Source organism: Arthrobacter silviterrae, assembly GCF_011045165.1.
Classification (GTDB): domain Bacteria; phylum Actinomycetota; class Actinomycetes; order Actinomycetales; family Micrococcaceae; genus Specibacter; species Specibacter silviterrae.
Genome location: NZ_JAAKZI010000005.1, coordinates 69,124 through 86,092 on the forward strand (window position 1 = coordinate 69,124; position 16,969 = coordinate 86,092).

Consider the following 16,969-nt stretch of genomic DNA (forward strand, 5'->3'; position numbering starts at 1 on the left):
CATGTTTGTCCGGTCCCGCCCCATGTGCTGCGCTACTTGTCGTGCTCGGCCTTGGACCCCAGGGTGGTCTTTTGGATCTGCATGAGGAACTCGACGTTGGACTGCGTCTCACGGATCTTGGAGGTGAGCAGTTCCAGAGACTGCTGCATTTCCAGGCCGGAGAGGACGCGGCGCAGGCGCCACATGATCTTGACCTCTTCAGGCGAGAGCAGGTTCTCCTCGCGGCGGGTGCCGGAGGCGTTGACGTCCACGGCGGGGAAGATGCGCTTGTCAGCCAGCTGGCGGGACAGGCGGAGCTCCATGTTGCCGGTACCCTTGAATTCCTCGAAGATGACCTCGTCAGCCTTGGAACCGGTTTCCACCAGGGCCGTGGCCAGGATGGTCAGCGAACCGCCGTTTTCAATGTTGCGGGCGGCACCGAAGAAACGCTTCGGCGGGTAGAGGGCTGCGGAGTCCACACCACCGGAGAGGATGCGCCCGGAGGACGGTGCGGAGTTGTTGTAGGCGCGGCCCAGGCGGGTCATGGAGTCCAGCAGGACCACCACGTCCATGCCCATTTCCACGAGGCGCTTGGCTCGTTCGATGGACAGTTCGGCAACCTGGGTGTGGTCGTCGGCGGGGCGGTCGAAGGTGGAGGCAATAACCTCGCCCTTGACGGTGCGCTGCATGTCGGTGACTTCTTCGGGACGCTCGTCCACCAGGACCATCATGAGGTGCACCTCAGGATTGTTGGTGGTGATGGCGTTCGCGATGGACTGCAGGATGAGCGTCTTTCCGGCCTTCGGCGGGGAGACGATCAGGCCGCGCTGGCCCTTCCCGATCGGGGCGACCAGGTCAATGACGCGGGGGCCGATCTTCTTCGGGTCCGTCTCCAGGCGCAGGCGCTCGGACGGGTACAGCGGCACCAGCTTGGAGAACTCCACCCGGTTCTTCAGGTCATCAGGGTTCTTGCCGTTGACACTGGTGACGCGCACCAGGGCGTTGAACTTCTGGCGGGCGCTTTGGGCCTGGCTGCGGTCCTCCCCTTCGCGGGGGGCGCGGATGGCACCGACGACGGCGTCGCCCTTGCGCAGGTTGTACTTCTTGACCTGCGAGAGGGACACGTAAACGTCGTTGGAGCCGGGCAGGTAGCCGGAAGTGCGGACAAAGGCGTAGTTGTCCAGCACGTCCAGGATGCCTGCCACGGGCAGCAGCACGTCGTCCTCGGTGACCTCGGAATCGTCAAAGTCCGGTCCCGCGCTGCGGCCCCGACGGCGTTCGTTGCGGTCACGGAAACGGTCGTTGCGGTCGTTGCGGTTGTTGTTGCCGCGGTCGTTGCGATCGTTGCGATCGTTGGAGTCGTTGGCGTTGCGGTCGCGGCGGTTCCGGCGGTTGCGGTTGTTGCGGCTGCCGTCTTCGTCGTCATTGCGTTCGCTGTTGTTGGCCGCGGCGGTGTTGCGGTCGTTGCTGCGCTCATTGGGGTTGCGCTGGTTGCCGCGTTCATTGCCATTGCGCTGGTTCCGGTTGTTGCGGCCGGCGCGGTCGTGGCGCTCGGACTGCTCACCGTTGCCGGCGTGATCCTCGGCAGCGTGTTCGCCCTGGCCGGATGTGCCGGCGTCGGCGTTGCCTCCCTGGCCGGCGGCCTTTTCGGCGGACGCTTCAGCGGGGGCCGCCGATTCGGCGGCGGCGTCACGGCCGCCACCCTGGGCGCGGCGGTTGCGGGTGCGCGGCTGGCGGCGGTTGTCGCCGTCGTTCTCGGAGGGCTCGACGGCGGTGGGAGCGGCTGCGGGAGCCGTTTCCACGGGGGCCGTCGCAACGGCCTCTGCCGGCGTGCCGGTGGTGATGATGCCGTCGCTGCTGGCGGCGCGCCGGGAACCGCGGCGGCCGCGGGCCGGACGCTCCTCAGCCGGGGCAGCAGTGGTGTCGGCGGGTGCCTCGGCGGGAGCTGCGGTGGCTGCGCCACCCGTCGCACGCGTTGCGCGGCGGGCAGGCGCCTTGGCCTCGGTCGCTGCGGACTCGGTGGAGGCGGTGTCTACGGGTGCTTCCTTGGCGCTGCGTGCCGGGCGCTCGGCCACGGACGAGCCGCGCTGGTGCGCGGAAATGGCGGCCACAAGGTCGCCCTTTCGCATCCTGGACCCGCCGGTAATGCCCAGCTGGCCCGCCAGCGTCTGAAGCTGGGCCAGCTTCAATCCTGCCAGGCCGGCGGACTTCGCCGTTCCTGCGGATTTTGAAGTGTCATCCAACTCAGCTGCCTGGGTGCCGGCGGCTGAAGTTATGGTTTCTGTCACGAAGGATCCTTCCCCCTCGATGGCGGACCCTGAAAAAGGCCGCGATGATTAGTGTCAGCCCCTCCGCCGCTGCCGCACTGGCAGGGACGCAGGATGTCAGCTGAGGTTCCAGTTCACGCCGGCAGCTTTTTTGCGGCGGAATTGGTGGTTCATCCCTGAATCGATGTGTAAACAAAATCAATTCTTGAATTGACGCGGCGGCTGCCGGATGTCGATTCGTCCAACCACCGTCCCAGACGGGGCGGTTCAGTGAAGGGATGGCATCAAGTCTGGGTGCTTACGAACCCGGATGCACTTCCACTTTAGCACCCTCGAGGTCAACAGACAGACGTAAAACGCGCCACGACACGCCCGCGCCGCCCGCTTTCTCCCCCGGCGTGCCTTTTCCGGCGCTGCGGGACTCGATGGACTGCACCACGGCGAGGGCTTCCGCCTCCCCGTTGGCCAGTGCCATGACAGTGGGCCCGGCGCCGGAAATGAACGCCGCATGCCCCGCTGCACGCAGTTCGGCCACGAGTGCCCCGCTTTCGGGCATGGCTTCGGTCCGGTAGTCCTGGTGTAGGTAGTCGCGGGTGCCTGCCGTGAGCAGTTCCGGGGCGTCCTTCAGCGCGTGGACAAGAAGCGCCGTGCGGCCGCTGTTTGCCGCGGCGTCGGCATGGGGCACCGTGGCCGGCAGCAGCCGCCGGGCCAGCTCCGTCTTGACCTCGTAGTCCGGAATGGCCACCACCGGCACCACCTCCGGCGACGGCGTGACCTTGGTTGAGAAGTACACCCCCCCTTCCCGCCAGGAAATGGCGACGGCGCCAAAAATGGCCGGTGCCACGTTGTCCGGGTGGCCCTCCATTTCCGAGGCAAGCTGGAGCACCCACTGGGTGTCCTGGCGGTCGGGTGCGTCCACCAGCGCGTTGGCTGCGGTGATGGCAGCGACGATGGCGGAGGCCGAGGATCCCAGGCCCCGGCCGTGGGGCAGCACATTGCGGGCCGTGATGCGCAGCCCCGGGCGGCGGTAGCCCAGGCGGGCAAAAGCCAGGTCCATGGCTTGGACAACCAGGTGCGAGGAATCGCGGGGCAGCTCCTCGACGCCCTCCCCGCGCAGGTCAAATTCCAGCACCCCGCCGGGCAGTGTGCCAACGCTGAGCGTGTCATACAGCGACACCGCCAGGCCCAGGGAATCAAAGCCCGGGCCCAGGTTGGCACTGGTGCCGGGCACCTGCACCGTCGCCGTCAGGCCCGTGGCCGCGGACTTAAGTGCAGTGCCGCCAGGGGCCTCGGCGGGAAGGGGGATGGTCATGGGGAGGCCTGTCATGAAGATGCGGGACTAGTCTGCCAGGCCGAGTGCGTTGGCAACGGTGACCACGTCAAACGGCACGGACGTGGGCTCGACGGTGCTGCCGTCGGCGTTCTTCAGGGCCCAGTTCGGGTCCTTGAGGCCGTGGCCGGTCACCGTGATGACAATGGTCTTGCCTGTGGGGACCTCCCCTGCCGCGTGCTTCTTGATGATGCCGGCAACGCCGGCCGCTGAGGCCGGCTCCACGAAGACGCCTTCCTTGGCGGAGAGCCAGCGGTGGGCGGCCAGGATTTCCTCATCGGTCACGGAGTCAATGAGCCCGCCGGATTCGTCGCGGGCGGCAATGGCCAGGTCCCAGGAGGCGGGGTTGCCGATGCGGATGGCGGTGGCAATGGTGTCCGGTTCCAGGATGGGGTGCCCTGCCACGAAGGGAGCAGCACCGGCGGCCTGGAAGCCCCACATGACGGGGGTGTGGGTGGAGACCGGCGCCAAGGTGCCGGCCGTGGCGGATTCGTAGGGGGCCGCGTATTCCTTGTAGCCCTTCCAGTATGCGCTGATGTTGCCGGCATTGCCGACGGGCAGCACGTGGTAGTCCGGGGCGTCGCCCAGTGCGTCCACCACCTCAAAGGCGCCGGTTTTCTGGCCCTCGATGCGCGCGGGGTTGACGGAGTTGACCAGGAACACCGGGTAGGAGTCGGCCAGCTTGCGGGCCACTTCCAGGCAGTTGTCGAAGTTGCCGTCAACCTGCAGGAGGGTGGCGCCGTGGGCCACGGCCTGGCTCAGCTTGCCCATGGAGATTTTGCCTTCCGGCACCAATACCGCACACGTCAGGCCCGCCTGCTTGGCGTAGGCCGCTGCGGAGGCGGAGGTGTTGCCGGTGGATGCGCAGACCACGGCCTTGGCGCCGGCAGCGACGGCCGCCGTCATGGCCATGGTCATGCCACGGTCCTTGAAGCTGCCGGTGGGGTTCATGCCCTCCACCTTCAGGTACACCTTGGATCCGGTCAGCTCGGACAGGTGCTGGGCGAACACCAGCGGCGTGCCGCCCTCCCCCAGGGTGATGATCTTTGTTTCCGCCGTTACGGGCAAACGCTCTGCATATTCACGGACTACCCCGCGCCACTGATGAGCCATCAGACTCCCTCCACCCTCAACACACTTGTTATGGAATTAATGATGTCCAGGCCGCTGATGGCCTGCACTGTCGCTGCCAGGGCAGCCTCGCTGGCGCGGTGCGTGACGATGCGCAGCTCGGCCAAGCCGGGAGCGCCGTCGTCGTCGGCACCGCGTTCGCGGTGCACGGTTTGCCGCATGGTCTCGATTGAGACCCCGTTCTCGGCAAAAAGTGCAGAAATCTTGGCCAGCACGCCCGGCTGGTCCGCTGCGTCCAGGCCAATGTAGTACTGGGTGGTCACGGCGTCGATCCCCAGCACCGGCAGCACCCCGGCAGTGGTTTCGGTCCGTCCCGGACCGCCCAACACCATGCGCCGCGCAGCTGAAACCACGTCCCCCATGACGGCGGACGCAGTGGGGGTTCCGCCGGCGCCACGGCCATAGAACATGAGTTCGCCGGCGGATTCGGCCTCGACGAACACGGCGTTGAAGGCGCCGTGGACAGCGGCGAGGGGGTGGCTGCGCGGAATGAGGGTGGGGTGGACCCGGACGCTGACGCCATAGCCGGATTCACCGGCGTCGCCCTGGCGGGCCTCGCCTGCGGCACCCTTGTCCGCGGCGGGCAGCGGCAGCTTCTCGGCAATGGCCAGCAGCTTGATGACAAAGCCGGCGTCCTTCGCGGCCGCGATGTCAGATGCGGTCACGGAGGTGATCCCCTGGCAATGCACGTCCTCAAGGGCAAAACGCGTGTGGAAGGAAAGCGAGGCCAGGATGGCACCCTTCGCTGCGGCGTCATGGCCCTCGATGTCCGCCGTCGGGTCCGCTTCGGCATAGCCCAGACGGGTGGCCTCGGCCAGGGCGTCCGCAAATTGGGCGCCCGTCGTGTCCATCTGGTCGAGGATGAAGTTGGTGGTGCCGTTGACAATGCCCATGACCCGCGTGACCTTGTCCCCGGCCAGCGAGTCACGGATGGGGCGCAGGATGGGGATGGCACCGGCCACGGCCGCCTCGTAGGAGAGCTGGACACCGGCGGCGTCGGCCTTCTCGTACAGGCTGGGGCCGTCCACGGCCAGGAGGGCCTTGTTGCCGGTGACCACCGTGGCGCCGTGCTCTATGGCCTCCAGGATCAGGGTCTTGGCCGGTTCCAGCCCGCCCATGAGTTCAATCACGACGTCGGCGCCGCGCACCAGGGCGGAGGCGTCAGTGGTGAATAGTTCGCGGGGCAGGTCCACCTCGCGGGGCGCGTCGATGGTTCGCACGGCGATGCCCACCAGCTCCAGCCGGGCACCCGTGCGGGCCGCCAGGACGTCGGCATCCTCCAGGAGGATGCGGGCCACCTGGGCGCCCACATTTCCGGCGCCCAGCAGGGCCACCTTGAGGGTCTTGGTGTCGGCGGGCGCGGCTGCGCCCGTGGTGTTGCGCTCGGTCAATGGTCTCTAGGCCCCTAAGTCGCGTGCCAGCAAATCGTCTTCTGTTTCGCCCCGCACAATGAGGCGTGCGGCGCCGTCCCGGACGGCCACAACGGGCGGACGGGGCGCATAGTTGTAGTTGCTGGCCAGTGCCCAGCAGTACGCGCCCGTTCCGGGAACTGCCAGCAGATCCCCGGCCGCCACGTCATTGGGCAGATATACATCTCTAACAACAATGTCACCACTCTCGCAATGTTTGCCCACCACTCGGGACAAAGCGGGGGCCTGTTGCGAGGAGCGGCTGGCCAAAACGGCCGAATAATCCGCGTCGTAGAGCACCGGGCGGGCGTTGTCGCTCATGCCGCCGTCCACCGACACATAACGTCGTGGAGCCGTCACGCCGTCCGCGCCGTCCACTTCGACCTGCACCGTTTTCAGCGTGCCTGTCTCGTAGAGCGTGAAGGTGGAGGTGCCCACGATGGCGCGGCCGGGCTCAATGGAGATCCGCGGGGCGGACATGTCCAGCTCGGCACACGTTTCGCGGACGACGGCGGCCAGCGCCTGTGCGATCTCCGCAGCCGGGCGTGGTGTGTCCACCGCTGTGTAGGCGATGCCGTAGCCGCCGCCCAGGTCCAACTCGGGCAGTGCCACGCCGTACGCCTGCCGGATCCGGTGCGTAAACGCGAGCAGCTTCCGGGCCGCAATCTCAAAGCCCTCGGCTTCGAAGATCTGTGAGCCGATGTGCGCGTGGAAACCCAGGAAGTTGATGTTTTCCGACTCTGCGGCCAGCTTGGCGGCTGCTTCAGCGGCGCTCATGCCGGGGGCTTCCGGGTCCTCAGCAATGAAGGACAAGCCAAACTTTTGGTCCTCATGCGCCGTGGCAATGGATTCGTGCGTGTGGGCGTGTACGCCGGGCGTCAGGCGGAGCATGACGTTGGCCGTGCCCCCCCTTGCGGCGGCCAGTCCGGCAACGCGGCGCAGTTCGTGCAGGCTGTCCACCACGATGCGGCCCAGCCCCAGGTCCAGGGCCCGGTTGATCTCCGCGTCGGACTTGTTGTTGCCGTGCAGGCTCAGCTTGTCCCCGGACAGCCCGGCGCGGGTGGCCACGGCCAGTTCCCCGCCGGAGCAGGTGTCCAGGCGCAGGCCTTCCGAGTCCACCCAGCGGGCCACTTCGGTGCACAGGAAAGACTTCCCGGCATAGTAGACGTCCACGCCGCCGCAAATGTCCGTAAAGGCTGCATCAAAGGAGTCCTTGAAGGTCCGCGCCCGGGACCGGAAGTCGGCCTCGCTCATGACGTACAGGGGCGTGCCAAACTGTTCCCTTAGCTGGCCCACGGACACCCCGCTGATGGTGACGTCCCCGCCCGGGCCGCGTTCGACGTCGTCTGCCCACATGGAGGGCAGCAGCTCGTTGACGTCTCCGGGGGCCGGCAGCCAGTCGGGGGCAAGCTCTGCGCCGGCAATATTGGTGCGGGCTGTGTTGGACATGTATTACATCCGTTCCGGGGCCGAGACGCCCAGCAGGGACAACCCGTTGGCCAGGACCTGGCCCACGGCGTCGTTGAGCCACAGGCGGGTGCGGTTGACGTCGGTGATGGCTTCCTCGCCCATGGGCGTGACACGGCAGGCGTCGTACCAGCGGTGGTAGGCGCCGGCAATGACCTCCAAGTGGCGGGCCACTCGGTGGGGTTCGCGGAAGGCGGCAGCCTGGGTGAGGACGCCCGGGTACTGGCCCAGGACGGCCAGCAGCTCGGACTCCGTGGCGTGGGTCAGGGCAGCGGCGTCAAAAACCGTGCGCTCCACACCGGCGGCGGCGGCGTTGCGGCCCACGGCGCGGGTGCGGGCGTGGGCGTACTGGACGTAGAACACCGGGTTCTCGTTCGACTTTTTGGTCAGTACGTCCAGGTCAATGTCGATGTTGGAGTCGGAGGAGAATCGGGCCAGGGAGTAGCGTGCGGCATCCGTGCCCACGATTTCCACCAGGTCCTCCAGGGTGACCACGGTGCCGGCGCGCTTGGACATGCGCAGGGGGACGCCGTCCTTGACCAGGTTCACCATCTGGCCGATGAGCACCTCAACGCGGTCGGCGTCGTCGCCCATGGCTGCCGCGGCGGCCTTCAGGCGGGCCACGTAGCCGTGGTGGTCGGCGCCGAGCATGTAGATACACAGGTCAAAGCCGCGGTCGCGCTTGTTCTTGAAATAGGCGATGTCCCCGGCGATGTAGGCGGCATGGCCGTCGCTCTTGATGACCACGCGGTCCTTGTCGTCGCCGTAGTCGGTGGAGTTCAGCCACCACGCGCCGTCCTTGAGGTACATGTTGCCGGAGCCTTTGAGCTGTTCAAGGAGCTTTTCCACTGCGCCGTCCTCAAACAGCGAGTTTTCGTGGAAGTAGACGTCAAAGTCAACGCCGAACTCGTGCAGGGATTTGCGGATGGAGGCGAACATGAGTTCCACGCCCCGGGCACGGAACTCTTCCTGGGGGTCTTCGCTTTCCAGAATGGCGGGGTTGCCCGCGGTGACTTCCTTCGCGATGTCCTCGATGTAGGCTCCGCCGTAGCCGTCCTCCGGGGCGGGCTCGCCCTTGGCACTGGCCAGCAGGGAGCGGGCAAACCTGTCGATTTGGTTGCCGTGGTCGTTGAAGTAGTACTCGCGGGTGACGTCCGCGCCCTGCGACTGAAAGATGCGGGCCAGGGAATCGCCCACGGCTGCCCAGCGGGTGCCGCCGAGGTGGATGGGGCCCGTGGGGTTGGCCGAGACAAATTCAAGGTTGATCCTGGTCCCGGCCATCTGGGTGTTGCTGCCGTAGCTTTCGCCGGCTTCGACGATGGCCTTGGCGAGCTCGCCAGCTGCTGCGGCGTCAACCGTGATGTTCAGGAAGCCGGGGCCGGCAATGTCCACCTTGGACACGCCGGGGATCTGGGCCAGCCTGTTTTGGAGCAGCTCGGCCACCTTGCGCGGGGGAACCCCGGCCGGCTTGGCCAGTTGCAGGGCAATGCTGGTGGCCCAGTCGCCGTGTTCGCGGCTCTTGGGCCGCTCGACCCGCACTTCCGCGGGCACCGCTTCGGCGGGCACAGCGAGTTCACCGGAGGCGACGGCGTCTTTGAGGCAGGTGGTAATGGCGGCAGAAAGTTCTTCAGGGGTCACGGTTCCAAGTGTACGGTTCAGCCGGCGCGCCGCCCCAATCCGCGGCCGCAGTGCCCAGCATGTGGCTGTGGCCCGGGCTGCCCTGCCGGATGCACGACGCCGCTCACTCACCCGGCGAAGTCGTCCTCCAACATTTTGGGCCGGCAGATGATCCAGGCCCCCGCGCCAAGCAGGATGAGGGTGGCGAAGAGGAATAGGAATGGCGCGGTCCAGGAACCCGTCCACTGGCGCAGCAGCCCAAAGAACAGCGGTCCCACGCAGGCCAGCGTGTAGCCCATGCCCTGTCCGAATCCGGACAGGGCGCCCGCACCGAGCTGTGTCCGGGTGCGGTGGTTGATCAGCAGCAGGGCGAGGGGAAAGGTGCCCGGGCCCAGTCCGGCAAAGGACACCCACAGCCAGGTGCCGTGGGCCGGCGAGAACAGCAAGCCCAGGTAGCCTGCCACGAACAAGCCCAGCATCACCAGCACCACGGGGAAGGGGTTGCGCATTTTGGCTGCCACGAGTGGAATGAGCAGGCTCAGGGGCAGGCCGAGGGCGGCAAACAAGGCCAGCATGGAACCCGCCTGCCCACGGTTCAATCCGGCCTGGATCAGGATCTCCGGCAGCCACGCAAAGAGCGCATAGGTGTTCAGCGAGGTGCAGCCGAACATGAGGGTGAGCCCCCAGGCGGTGGGCGACTTCCACAGGTTCATGGCCGGCACGGCCTGTTCTTCCGGCACCTTGCGTGAATGGACAATCAACTGCGCCGTCCCGGCCGCAGCGGCAGGCGCGGTGGGCACCTGGGCGGTGCCCGGCGTCGTCCGCGTGGAAAAAACGGCCAGGAACCATGGGACCAGGGCAATGAAGCTGACGCCGGCCCAGGAGGACAGCGAAAACTGCCAGTCGGTGGCGTCGGCCAGCGGTACCGAAAACTGGGCCGGAAGTGCCGTGCCCAGGGAAAGTGAGGTGACGTAGAGGGCCGTCATGAGGCCGACCTTGGTGGGGAAGTGTTTCTTCACCAGCGGCGGCAAAAGCACGTTGCCGGCCCCGAGCCCGCCGAAGGCCACTACGGAAAGGACCAGGAACAGCGGCGTGTTGGGCACAAATACGCGGGCGACTTGGCCCACGATCCCGGTCGCAATGGACAGGACGATGAGCCGTTCCAGCGACGCCCAGCGGATCACGTACGGCGTCAGGAAGCCAAACAGGCCAAAAGCCGCGGTGGGAAGCATCCCCAGGATGCCGATGGTGGCCGTGTTCATGGGCAGGTCGCGGTTGATGGTGGAAATCAGGGGCGGGACCACGGTGACGGCGCCGCGCAAGGTCAGGGCCGTGAGGATGATGCCGGCACCGAAGAGCCACGCCGACCGCTGAAGTTTCCTCACCATGTGTTCACCATTGCCACAACGTTACCCGGCGGATGGCGGAAGCCGGTTTTACATTGGGTGCCCGGCACCTGCTAAGCTCTTTCTCGTTCCCTTTGGCAGCCACGGTTGCCTGGCCCTCGTAGCTCAGGGGATAGAGCGGTTGCCTCCGGAGCAACAGGCCGTAGGTTCGAATCCTATCGAGGGCACCAGTGAAAACCCCGTCAATTCAATGAATTGGCGGGGTTTTTTCGTCTCTTGCCGCCAGCCTTCCGGGCGGAACTGTCCCGCCACATGCGGCGTGCCAAGAGTGCGGACTGTGTTATCCGGCTTGGGTCCGGGCCCTTGACATCGGCCCGCCCGCCCGTGAAACTCAGGACCACGGCTCCGATGAAAGGTCTCCATGGACAAGTCCGCGACCCCCTGCTTCCCGCCCGGTTTTGTGTGGGGCGTTTCCACAGCCGCCTACCAGGTTGAGGGGGCAGTGGGCGAGGGCGGCAGGGGCCAGTCCAGCTGGGATGCCTTTGCGGCCGAGCCCGGGCGAATCCGGGGCGGGGACACTGCCGAGGTGGCCTGCGACCACTACCACCGCTACCCGGAAGACATTGCCCTCATGGCGGACCTGGGCGTTGATGCCTACCGCTTCAGCTTTTCCTGGCCCCGCGTCCAGCCCGGCGGCTCGGGACCCGTGAATGCCGAGGGCCTTGCCTTTTACGACCGGCTGGTGGACGGGCTGCTCGCAGCGGGCATCGCCCCCACGCCCACCTTGTTTCACTGGGACACGCCGCTGGAACTGGAACGGGCCGGCGGCTGGTTGAACAGGGACACTGCCGAACGCTTCGCCGAGTACGCGGGGTTGCTCGGTTCCCACTTCTCTGACCGCATTCCCCGCTGGATGACCCTCAATGAACCTGTTTCGCTGACGATGCTCGGTTACGGGGCAGGCATCCACGCGCCCGGACTGGAACTCGGCTTCGACGCCCTTCCGGCGGCACACCACCTGCTGCTGGCCCACGGCCTCGGCGTCCAGTCACTTCGCGCCGCAGGGGCCGGCAGCATTGGCATCGCCAACAACCACGGTGCCACCTGGCCTGCCAGCCAGGCGGTTGAGGACCTGGAGGCCGCGGCCCTCTACGACAATCTCGCCAACTGGATATTCGCCGACCCCATCCTCACAGGCGCCTACCCCGACGTCCTGGCACCGTATCTTCCTGGCGTGGCCGACGCCGACCTCGCCACCATCGCAACGCCCATTGATTGGTATGGCATCAACTCCTACAACCCCACCGTGGTGGGCGCACCGGCTGCCGGCACGGGCGGGCTGATTGACGGGCACGCCCTGGACGCATCGCTGCCGTTCTCGCTGCGGGACGTGGAAGGCTACCCCCGCACGGACTTCGGCTGGCCCATTGTCCCGGAGGCATTTACGGAAATGTTGCTGGGGTTCAAGGCCCGGTACGGCAGCAAGCTGCCTCCCATCTACATCACCGAAAACGGCGCCGCCTTCAATGACGGGCCCGGCGCGGACGGCCGGGTGCACGACCAGCGGCGCATCGACTACACCGCCGCCCACCTTCAGGCACTGCGCGCCGCCATGGACGGCGGGGTGGACATTCGCGGCTACTTCCACTGGTCGCTCCTGGACAACTTTGAATGGGCCGCCGGCTATTCACAGCGCTTTGGACTGGTTCATGTGGACTATGGCACGCAACGGCGTACGCCCAAGGACTCCTTCCATTGGTACAGAGGGGTGATTGGCGAATCCAAGTCCGGCTGAGGACTGCGTGCCGGGTTGCGTCACGTTTGTGCCGGGTGGAAGCTGGAAAAGACGGCACAGTGAGCCGCTGTACGAATGACACAAAATCTAAGCAGAAAGCAAGGGACATGTCCACGCAGCGCATGAACATCCAGGAAATCGACCCCAAGGCCTACCAGCCCATGTATGCGATGGAAAAGTACATTCATGGCGGCACCCTTGGCGAGGACCTGCTGGCACTCGTCAAGATCCGTGCATCGCAACTCAATGGCTGCGCCTACTGCCTGGACATGCACGGGCGCGAAGCCCGCAACGCCGGCGTGGACAACCGGCGCCTGGACGTGCTGGCCGGCTGGCACGAAGCCCCGGAACTCTACTCGGAGCGCGAACGCGCGGCATTGGCGCTGACGGAAGCCGTGACCCTGATCAGCAATGGCGGTGTTACGGACTCCACCTGGAGCCGAGTCAAGTCTGCCTTTGACGACGCCGAAGTCCCGGTCCTGCTCATGGCCATCTCGGCCATCAATGTTTGGAACCGGCTGGCGGTCTCCACCCACCAGAAGCTGCCCCTGCCCGCTGAACTCGCCGGTCCATGAGCCCGGCCGTGCGCGACCAGGCCCGGTACAACCTGGCCCGGCCGCCCTGGCCGGTGGCGACAGTTTCCTGGCTTCTCGGTTCCCCGGATCCAGCCACTGCCCTTCGAGTTCTTGACCTTGGGTCGGGGACCGGAAGCGGCGCAAGGACCGCAGCCTGCCTGGGACACACGGTTCTCGCCGTCGACCCCTCCGCCGACATGCTGGCGGCCCTGGACCAGTCCAACCGGAAGTTGCCGGCGCACGTTGGCGCCCGAATCACGACAGCCAGGGGAACTGCAGAGGACCTTCCCGCCGCGGACGGAAGCATTGACGCAATCCTTTGCCTGCAATCGTGGCAGTGGGTGTCCGTTACGGAGGCCGCGGGTGAATGCCTCCGGGTACTGGCGCCGGGAGGCAGCCTGGCGATGGCATGGCACACCTGGGACCGCTCGGTTCCGTGGGTGTGTGAGCTTGCTGAAATTGTCGGGCACACGGCCACGCCACCGTCCCACGGCACCACGCTTCCCCATGGCGTGTCCGGCCTGGGCAAATTTGAGCAGCGCAATTTCCACGTGGCATTCCAGCTCACCCTCGACCAGTTCGTGGAGCTGGCCGACTCCTGGAGGTACGTCCACCAGCGGCCCGACCGGGCCGCGGTGCTGGAAAGGGTCCGGGCTTTGGGCCGAAACCAGGTGGGCCCAACCGGCACACTGGAGTTTCCGCACGTTACTGAGTGTTACCGGGCCGTCACACACTCCCGACAGGAATGGAGCAACCCGTGAACCGGCAATTTGACGAGTCCTATTGGGACAAGCGCTACGGCAGCCACGGAAACATCTGGAGCGGGGAGCCGAATCCGCAGTTGGTGGCAGAGGCTTCGCCTCTGCCACCGGGTTCGGCCTTGGACGTGGGATGCGGCGAAGGGGCCGACGCCGTCTGGCTGGCCGGGCGGGGCTGGCGCGTGACGGGCGTGGACATATCCAGCGTGGCCCTCGAGCGGGCTGCAGCACACGCCGCGGGCCTGGCGCTGGCCGGTTCCGTCACCTGGGAGCACCACGACCTGTTGCTGTGGACTCCCCCGGCCGGGTCCTTCGGGCTGGTGTCGGCGCAGTTCATGCACCTGCCCCAGGCCGAGCGCGAAGAAATTTTTGCCCGCCTCGCCGCCGCCGTTGCACCCGGGGGCGCCCTGCTGCTGGTGGGTCATTCGCCGTCGGACGAAGATTCCGGGGCACGCCGGCCCCATGGGGCCGACTTGTTCTTCACCGCTGCGGAAGTGGCGGCGGCACTGGACCCCAACCTATGGGAGGTGCCCGTGGCCGAAACCCGGGCCCGAAGCGATTCCGGCCACGGCGGCTGGCACAGCGGCGAAAATGTCACGGTCCATGATGAAGTGCTGCTCGCCCTGCGCAGGGGCTGACAGCTGCAGGGTTCAGCGGCGACTGGCACCGGCCAAAAATATATGAAGGAAACTTCACAGTTTCCCTTAACATAATTTATGCTTGAGGCATGAGCGAACATCTTGGTGACCCCGTGCCCGCCCAAACGTCGGCGGTGGCCACCGAGCTGCGCGTGGTGGTGGGGAAACTGCGGCGGCGCATGAATTCGGGCCGAGTCTTCGGCGATTTCACGCCATCACAAATCGCGGCGCTGGCCCGGCTGGAGTCCGGAGGTCCCGCCACGGTGTCCACACTGGCCCGGGCCGAGGGCGTCCGCCCGCAGTCGATGGGCGCCAAGGTCGCAGCTCTCGAAGCCGCCGGGCTGGTCAGCGGCGCACCGGACCCGAACGACGGGCGGGCCACCATCTGGTCCCTGACCGAATCTGCCCGGGAGACGGTCAGGGAAGCCCGCGCGGCAAAGGACGACTGGCTGTTCCGGGCCATTCGGGCCACGCTCTCCGCCGACGAACAGGACCAACTGGCGGCCGGAGTCGCCCTGCTCACGCGGCTCGCCGACTCATAGTCCCGACAATTCCAAGCCCCCAGGAGAATCCCTTGACACTGACAACCCTTGACCCGCAGACGGCCCTCGTCGTCGTCGACCTGCAAAACGGTGTCGCCGCCCTGCCCGCGGCACATCCGATGGACACCGTTGTGAAAAACGCAGCGGCGCTCGCCGACGCCTTCCGCAGCCACCATCTGCCCGTAGTCCTGGTCACTGTTTCGGGTGGCGCACCGGGCAGGACGGAACAGGCTCCGCGAAGCATTGACTCGCTGCCGCCTGGTTGGGCGGATCTCATCCCCGAGCTCAACCAGCAGCCGGGCGACCACACTGTCGTAAAAAAGACGTGGGGAGCGTTCACGAACACCGGCCTGGCGGACCACCTGGCGCTGTTGGGCGTCACGCAGGTGGTGGTTTTGGGCGTGGCAACCAGCGTGGGCGTCGAATCAACGGCCCGGCAGGCACACGAGCACGGCCTCAACGTCACCCTCGCCGTCGACGCCATGACGGACATGAATGCCGACGCCCACGATAACAGCGTGGCCCGAATTTTTCCGCGGCTGGGCGAAACTGGAACCGCCGGCGACATCATCAAGCTCCTGGCCGTCACACGGGCATGACAAGCAGTGCCGCAGTGCCATCCGCGGCGCACCGCGAACCTTTCGAATGGCGGTTCCTGACTCCGTTGCTGCTGGGGTCGACACTCAACCCCATCAACAGCAGCATGATCGCCACGGGACTTGTTGGCATCGGCGTGGACTTTCACACCGGACCGGGCACCACAGCCAGCCTGATCTCCGTGTTGTACCTGTGCAGCGCGGTCATGCAACCCACCATGGGCAAGCTGTCCACACTTTTTGGGCCGCGGCGCGTGTTCCTGGCAGGAATCGTGATTCTGCTGGCTGCGGGGGTGGTCGGTGCTGCGGCGCCCGCATTTGGCTTCCTGCTCCTCTCGCGTGCGCTGATCGGCATTGGCACGTCGGCAGCCTATCCGACTGCGATGGCACTGGTCCGCAAGCGGGCAGACTCAAGGGGCGCCGGGGTGCCGGGACGCGTGCTGGGCAACTTTTCCATTGCATCCCAGATCACCATGGTCTTTGGCCTGCCCCTCGGCGGCATCCTCGTCGGCACTTTCGGCTGGCGCGCCTTGTTCCTGGTCAACGTCCCGCTGGCACTGGTCACATTTGTGCTGACCCTTGTGGGTGTGGCCAAGGATGATCCGGGCCCGCGCCGTGACCTGAAAGGACTGGTTTCCGCCGTCGACCTTCCAGGCATCGCCCTGTTCGCCGGAGCCACCACGTCCCTGCTGGTATTTCTCGCAGACCTCGGGAAGCCGCAATGGTGGCTGGCCGCAGTAGCCGCCGTTCTGGGCGCTGCACTGGTACTTTGGGAACGGACGGCCGGCCAGCCCCTGATTGATGTCCGAATGCTTGCGGCCAACCGCCCACTGCAACGCACATACCTGCGCCAGCTGCTGGTGGGCCTGGGCATTTACACTGCCCTTTACGGAACCAGCCAATGGATGGAACAGGGCGCCGGGCTTGGCCCGTCCACCGTGGGACTCATCCTGCTCCCGCTGTCGGGACTGAGTATTGTCATAGCCCGGGTGGTTTCCATCAAGGGCTGGGTGCGCACTCCCCTCGTCGTCGCCGGCATCGCTTTGGTGCTGACTGCTGCCGTGATGCTGTTGATCACACATCATTCCAGCGTTCCCGTACTCATCGGCATGTCGCTGCTTTTCGGCTTCAGCAATGGTTTTAGCGGATTTGCCAACCAGGCCGCACTTTACGTGCAAGCGCCGGCCGGCGACATTGCGGTAGCCTCCGGACTGTACCGGACCTTCGCCTACATCGGGGCTATATTTTCGGCGAGCCTGATCGGCATCACCTTTGGCCCTGCCGCCACAGACGCCGGCTTCCACACCCTGGGCTGGGTGATTGGCGGCATCGGTGCCGCGGTACTTTTGCTGGCTGCTGCGGACCGGGCCATTCCCAAAATGGCCAATGCCGAAACCCCCTCTTCTCCGGGCCCATCCGGTGCAACAAACCCGCCGCCGGGCCGCACTTCGCGTGCAGCCCACGGGCCTTCGGCAGATCCCATTCCGTAGCGAGCTTGGGCCATTGGGACAAGTGGTGG

The 16,969-nt window shown here is 66.3% G+C and carries 14 protein-coding genes and 1 tRNA gene; 8 read left to right on the forward strand and 7 right to left on the reverse strand.

Annotated features, from left to right (window positions below; genetic code table 11):
• Positions 1 to 32 precede the first annotated feature (32 nt).
• The 7 genes from rho to G6N77_RS04675 all read right to left on the reverse strand — a co-directional run bounded on the left by rho (position 33) and on the right by G6N77_RS04675 (position 10,588).
• Positions 33 to 2,267, reverse strand: a complete 2,235-nt coding sequence (gene rho / locus G6N77_RS04645; RefSeq protein WP_165180853.1) for a transcription termination factor Rho — start codon at positions 2,265 to 2,267, stop codon at positions 33 to 35.
• Positions 2,268 to 2,544: 277 nt separating this feature from the next.
• Positions 2,545 to 3,558 carry a homoserine kinase gene (gene thrB, locus G6N77_RS04650; protein WP_165180854.1) on the reverse strand — a complete coding sequence of 338 codons (1,014 nt, stop codon included), beginning with the start codon at positions 3,556 to 3,558 and terminating at the stop codon, positions 2,545 to 2,547.
• A gap of 27 nt (positions 3,559 to 3,585) precedes the next feature.
• Positions 3,586 to 4,689, reverse strand: a complete 1,104-nt coding sequence (gene thrC / locus G6N77_RS04655; protein ID WP_165180855.1) for a threonine synthase — start codon at positions 4,687 to 4,689, stop codon at positions 3,586 to 3,588.
• The gene (locus tag G6N77_RS04660; RefSeq protein ID WP_165180856.1) at positions 4,689 to 6,098 is read right to left on the reverse strand and encodes a homoserine dehydrogenase; all 1,410 of its coding nucleotides are present in this window, start codon (positions 6,096 to 6,098) and stop codon (positions 4,689 to 4,691) included. Before G6N77_RS04660 ends, thrC begins: the two co-directional genes overlap by 1 nt.
• A gap of 6 nt (positions 6,099 to 6,104) precedes the next feature.
• Positions 6,105 to 7,565, reverse strand: coding sequence for a diaminopimelate decarboxylase (lysA, locus tag G6N77_RS04665; protein ID WP_165180857.1), 1,461 nt, complete (start codon positions 7,563 to 7,565; stop codon positions 6,105 to 6,107).
• Between the two features lie 3 nt (positions 7,566 to 7,568).
• Positions 7,569 to 9,221 (reverse strand): arginine--tRNA ligase, encoded by a 1,653-nt coding sequence (argS, locus tag G6N77_RS04670; RefSeq protein WP_165180858.1) that lies wholly within the window; start codon positions 9,219 to 9,221, stop codon positions 7,569 to 7,571.
• A 107-nt stretch (positions 9,222 to 9,328) separates the two neighbouring features.
• Entirely contained in the window at positions 9,329 to 10,588 is a 1,260-nt protein-coding gene (locus G6N77_RS04675) for an MFS transporter (RefSeq protein WP_165180859.1), read from the reverse strand.
• Positions 10,589 to 10,700: 112 nt separating this feature from the next.
• On the opposite strand from G6N77_RS04675, the gene G6N77_RS04680 reads away from it, so the two are divergent.
• The 8 genes from G6N77_RS04680 to G6N77_RS04715 all read left to right on the forward strand — a co-directional run bounded on the left by G6N77_RS04680 (position 10,701) and on the right by G6N77_RS04715 (position 16,940).
• Positions 10,701 to 10,776: transfer RNA gene (locus tag G6N77_RS04680), tRNA-Arg, on the forward strand.
• Positions 10,777 to 10,967: 191 nt separating this feature from the next.
• Positions 10,968 to 12,341 carry a GH1 family beta-glucosidase gene (locus G6N77_RS04685; protein WP_165180860.1) on the forward strand — a complete coding sequence of 458 codons (1,374 nt, stop codon included), beginning with the start codon at positions 10,968 to 10,970 and terminating at the stop codon, positions 12,339 to 12,341.
• 107 nt (positions 12,342 to 12,448) lie between these two features.
• Positions 12,449 to 12,916: a carboxymuconolactone decarboxylase family protein gene (locus tag G6N77_RS04690; protein WP_165180861.1), complete on the forward strand. Its 468-nt coding sequence runs from the start codon at positions 12,449 to 12,451 to the stop codon at positions 12,914 to 12,916.
• Positions 12,913 to 13,677 carry a class I SAM-dependent methyltransferase gene (locus G6N77_RS04695; RefSeq protein WP_165180862.1) on the forward strand — a complete coding sequence of 255 codons (765 nt, stop codon included), beginning with the start codon at positions 12,913 to 12,915 and terminating at the stop codon, positions 13,675 to 13,677. The genes G6N77_RS04690 and G6N77_RS04695 overlap by 4 nt, the downstream gene beginning before the upstream one ends.
• On the forward strand, positions 13,674 to 14,312 hold the full coding sequence (locus G6N77_RS04700) for a class I SAM-dependent methyltransferase (protein ID WP_306986989.1): 639 nt from the start codon (positions 13,674 to 13,676) through the stop codon (positions 14,310 to 14,312). The genes G6N77_RS04695 and G6N77_RS04700 overlap by 4 nt, the downstream gene beginning before the upstream one ends.
• Positions 14,313 to 14,401: 89 nt before the next feature.
• Positions 14,402 to 14,854: a MarR family winged helix-turn-helix transcriptional regulator gene (locus tag G6N77_RS04705; RefSeq protein WP_165180864.1), complete on the forward strand. Its 453-nt coding sequence runs from the start codon at positions 14,402 to 14,404 to the stop codon at positions 14,852 to 14,854.
• 32 nt (positions 14,855 to 14,886) lie between these two features.
• Positions 14,887 to 15,453 (forward strand): cysteine hydrolase family protein, encoded by a 567-nt coding sequence (locus G6N77_RS04710; RefSeq protein WP_165180865.1) that lies wholly within the window; start codon positions 14,887 to 14,889, stop codon positions 15,451 to 15,453.
• Positions 15,450 to 16,940, forward strand: a complete 1,491-nt coding sequence (locus G6N77_RS04715; protein WP_165180866.1) for an MFS transporter — start codon at positions 15,450 to 15,452, stop codon at positions 16,938 to 16,940. Before G6N77_RS04710 ends, G6N77_RS04715 begins: the two co-directional genes overlap by 4 nt.
• The last annotated feature ends 29 nt before the right edge of the window (positions 16,941 to 16,969 follow it).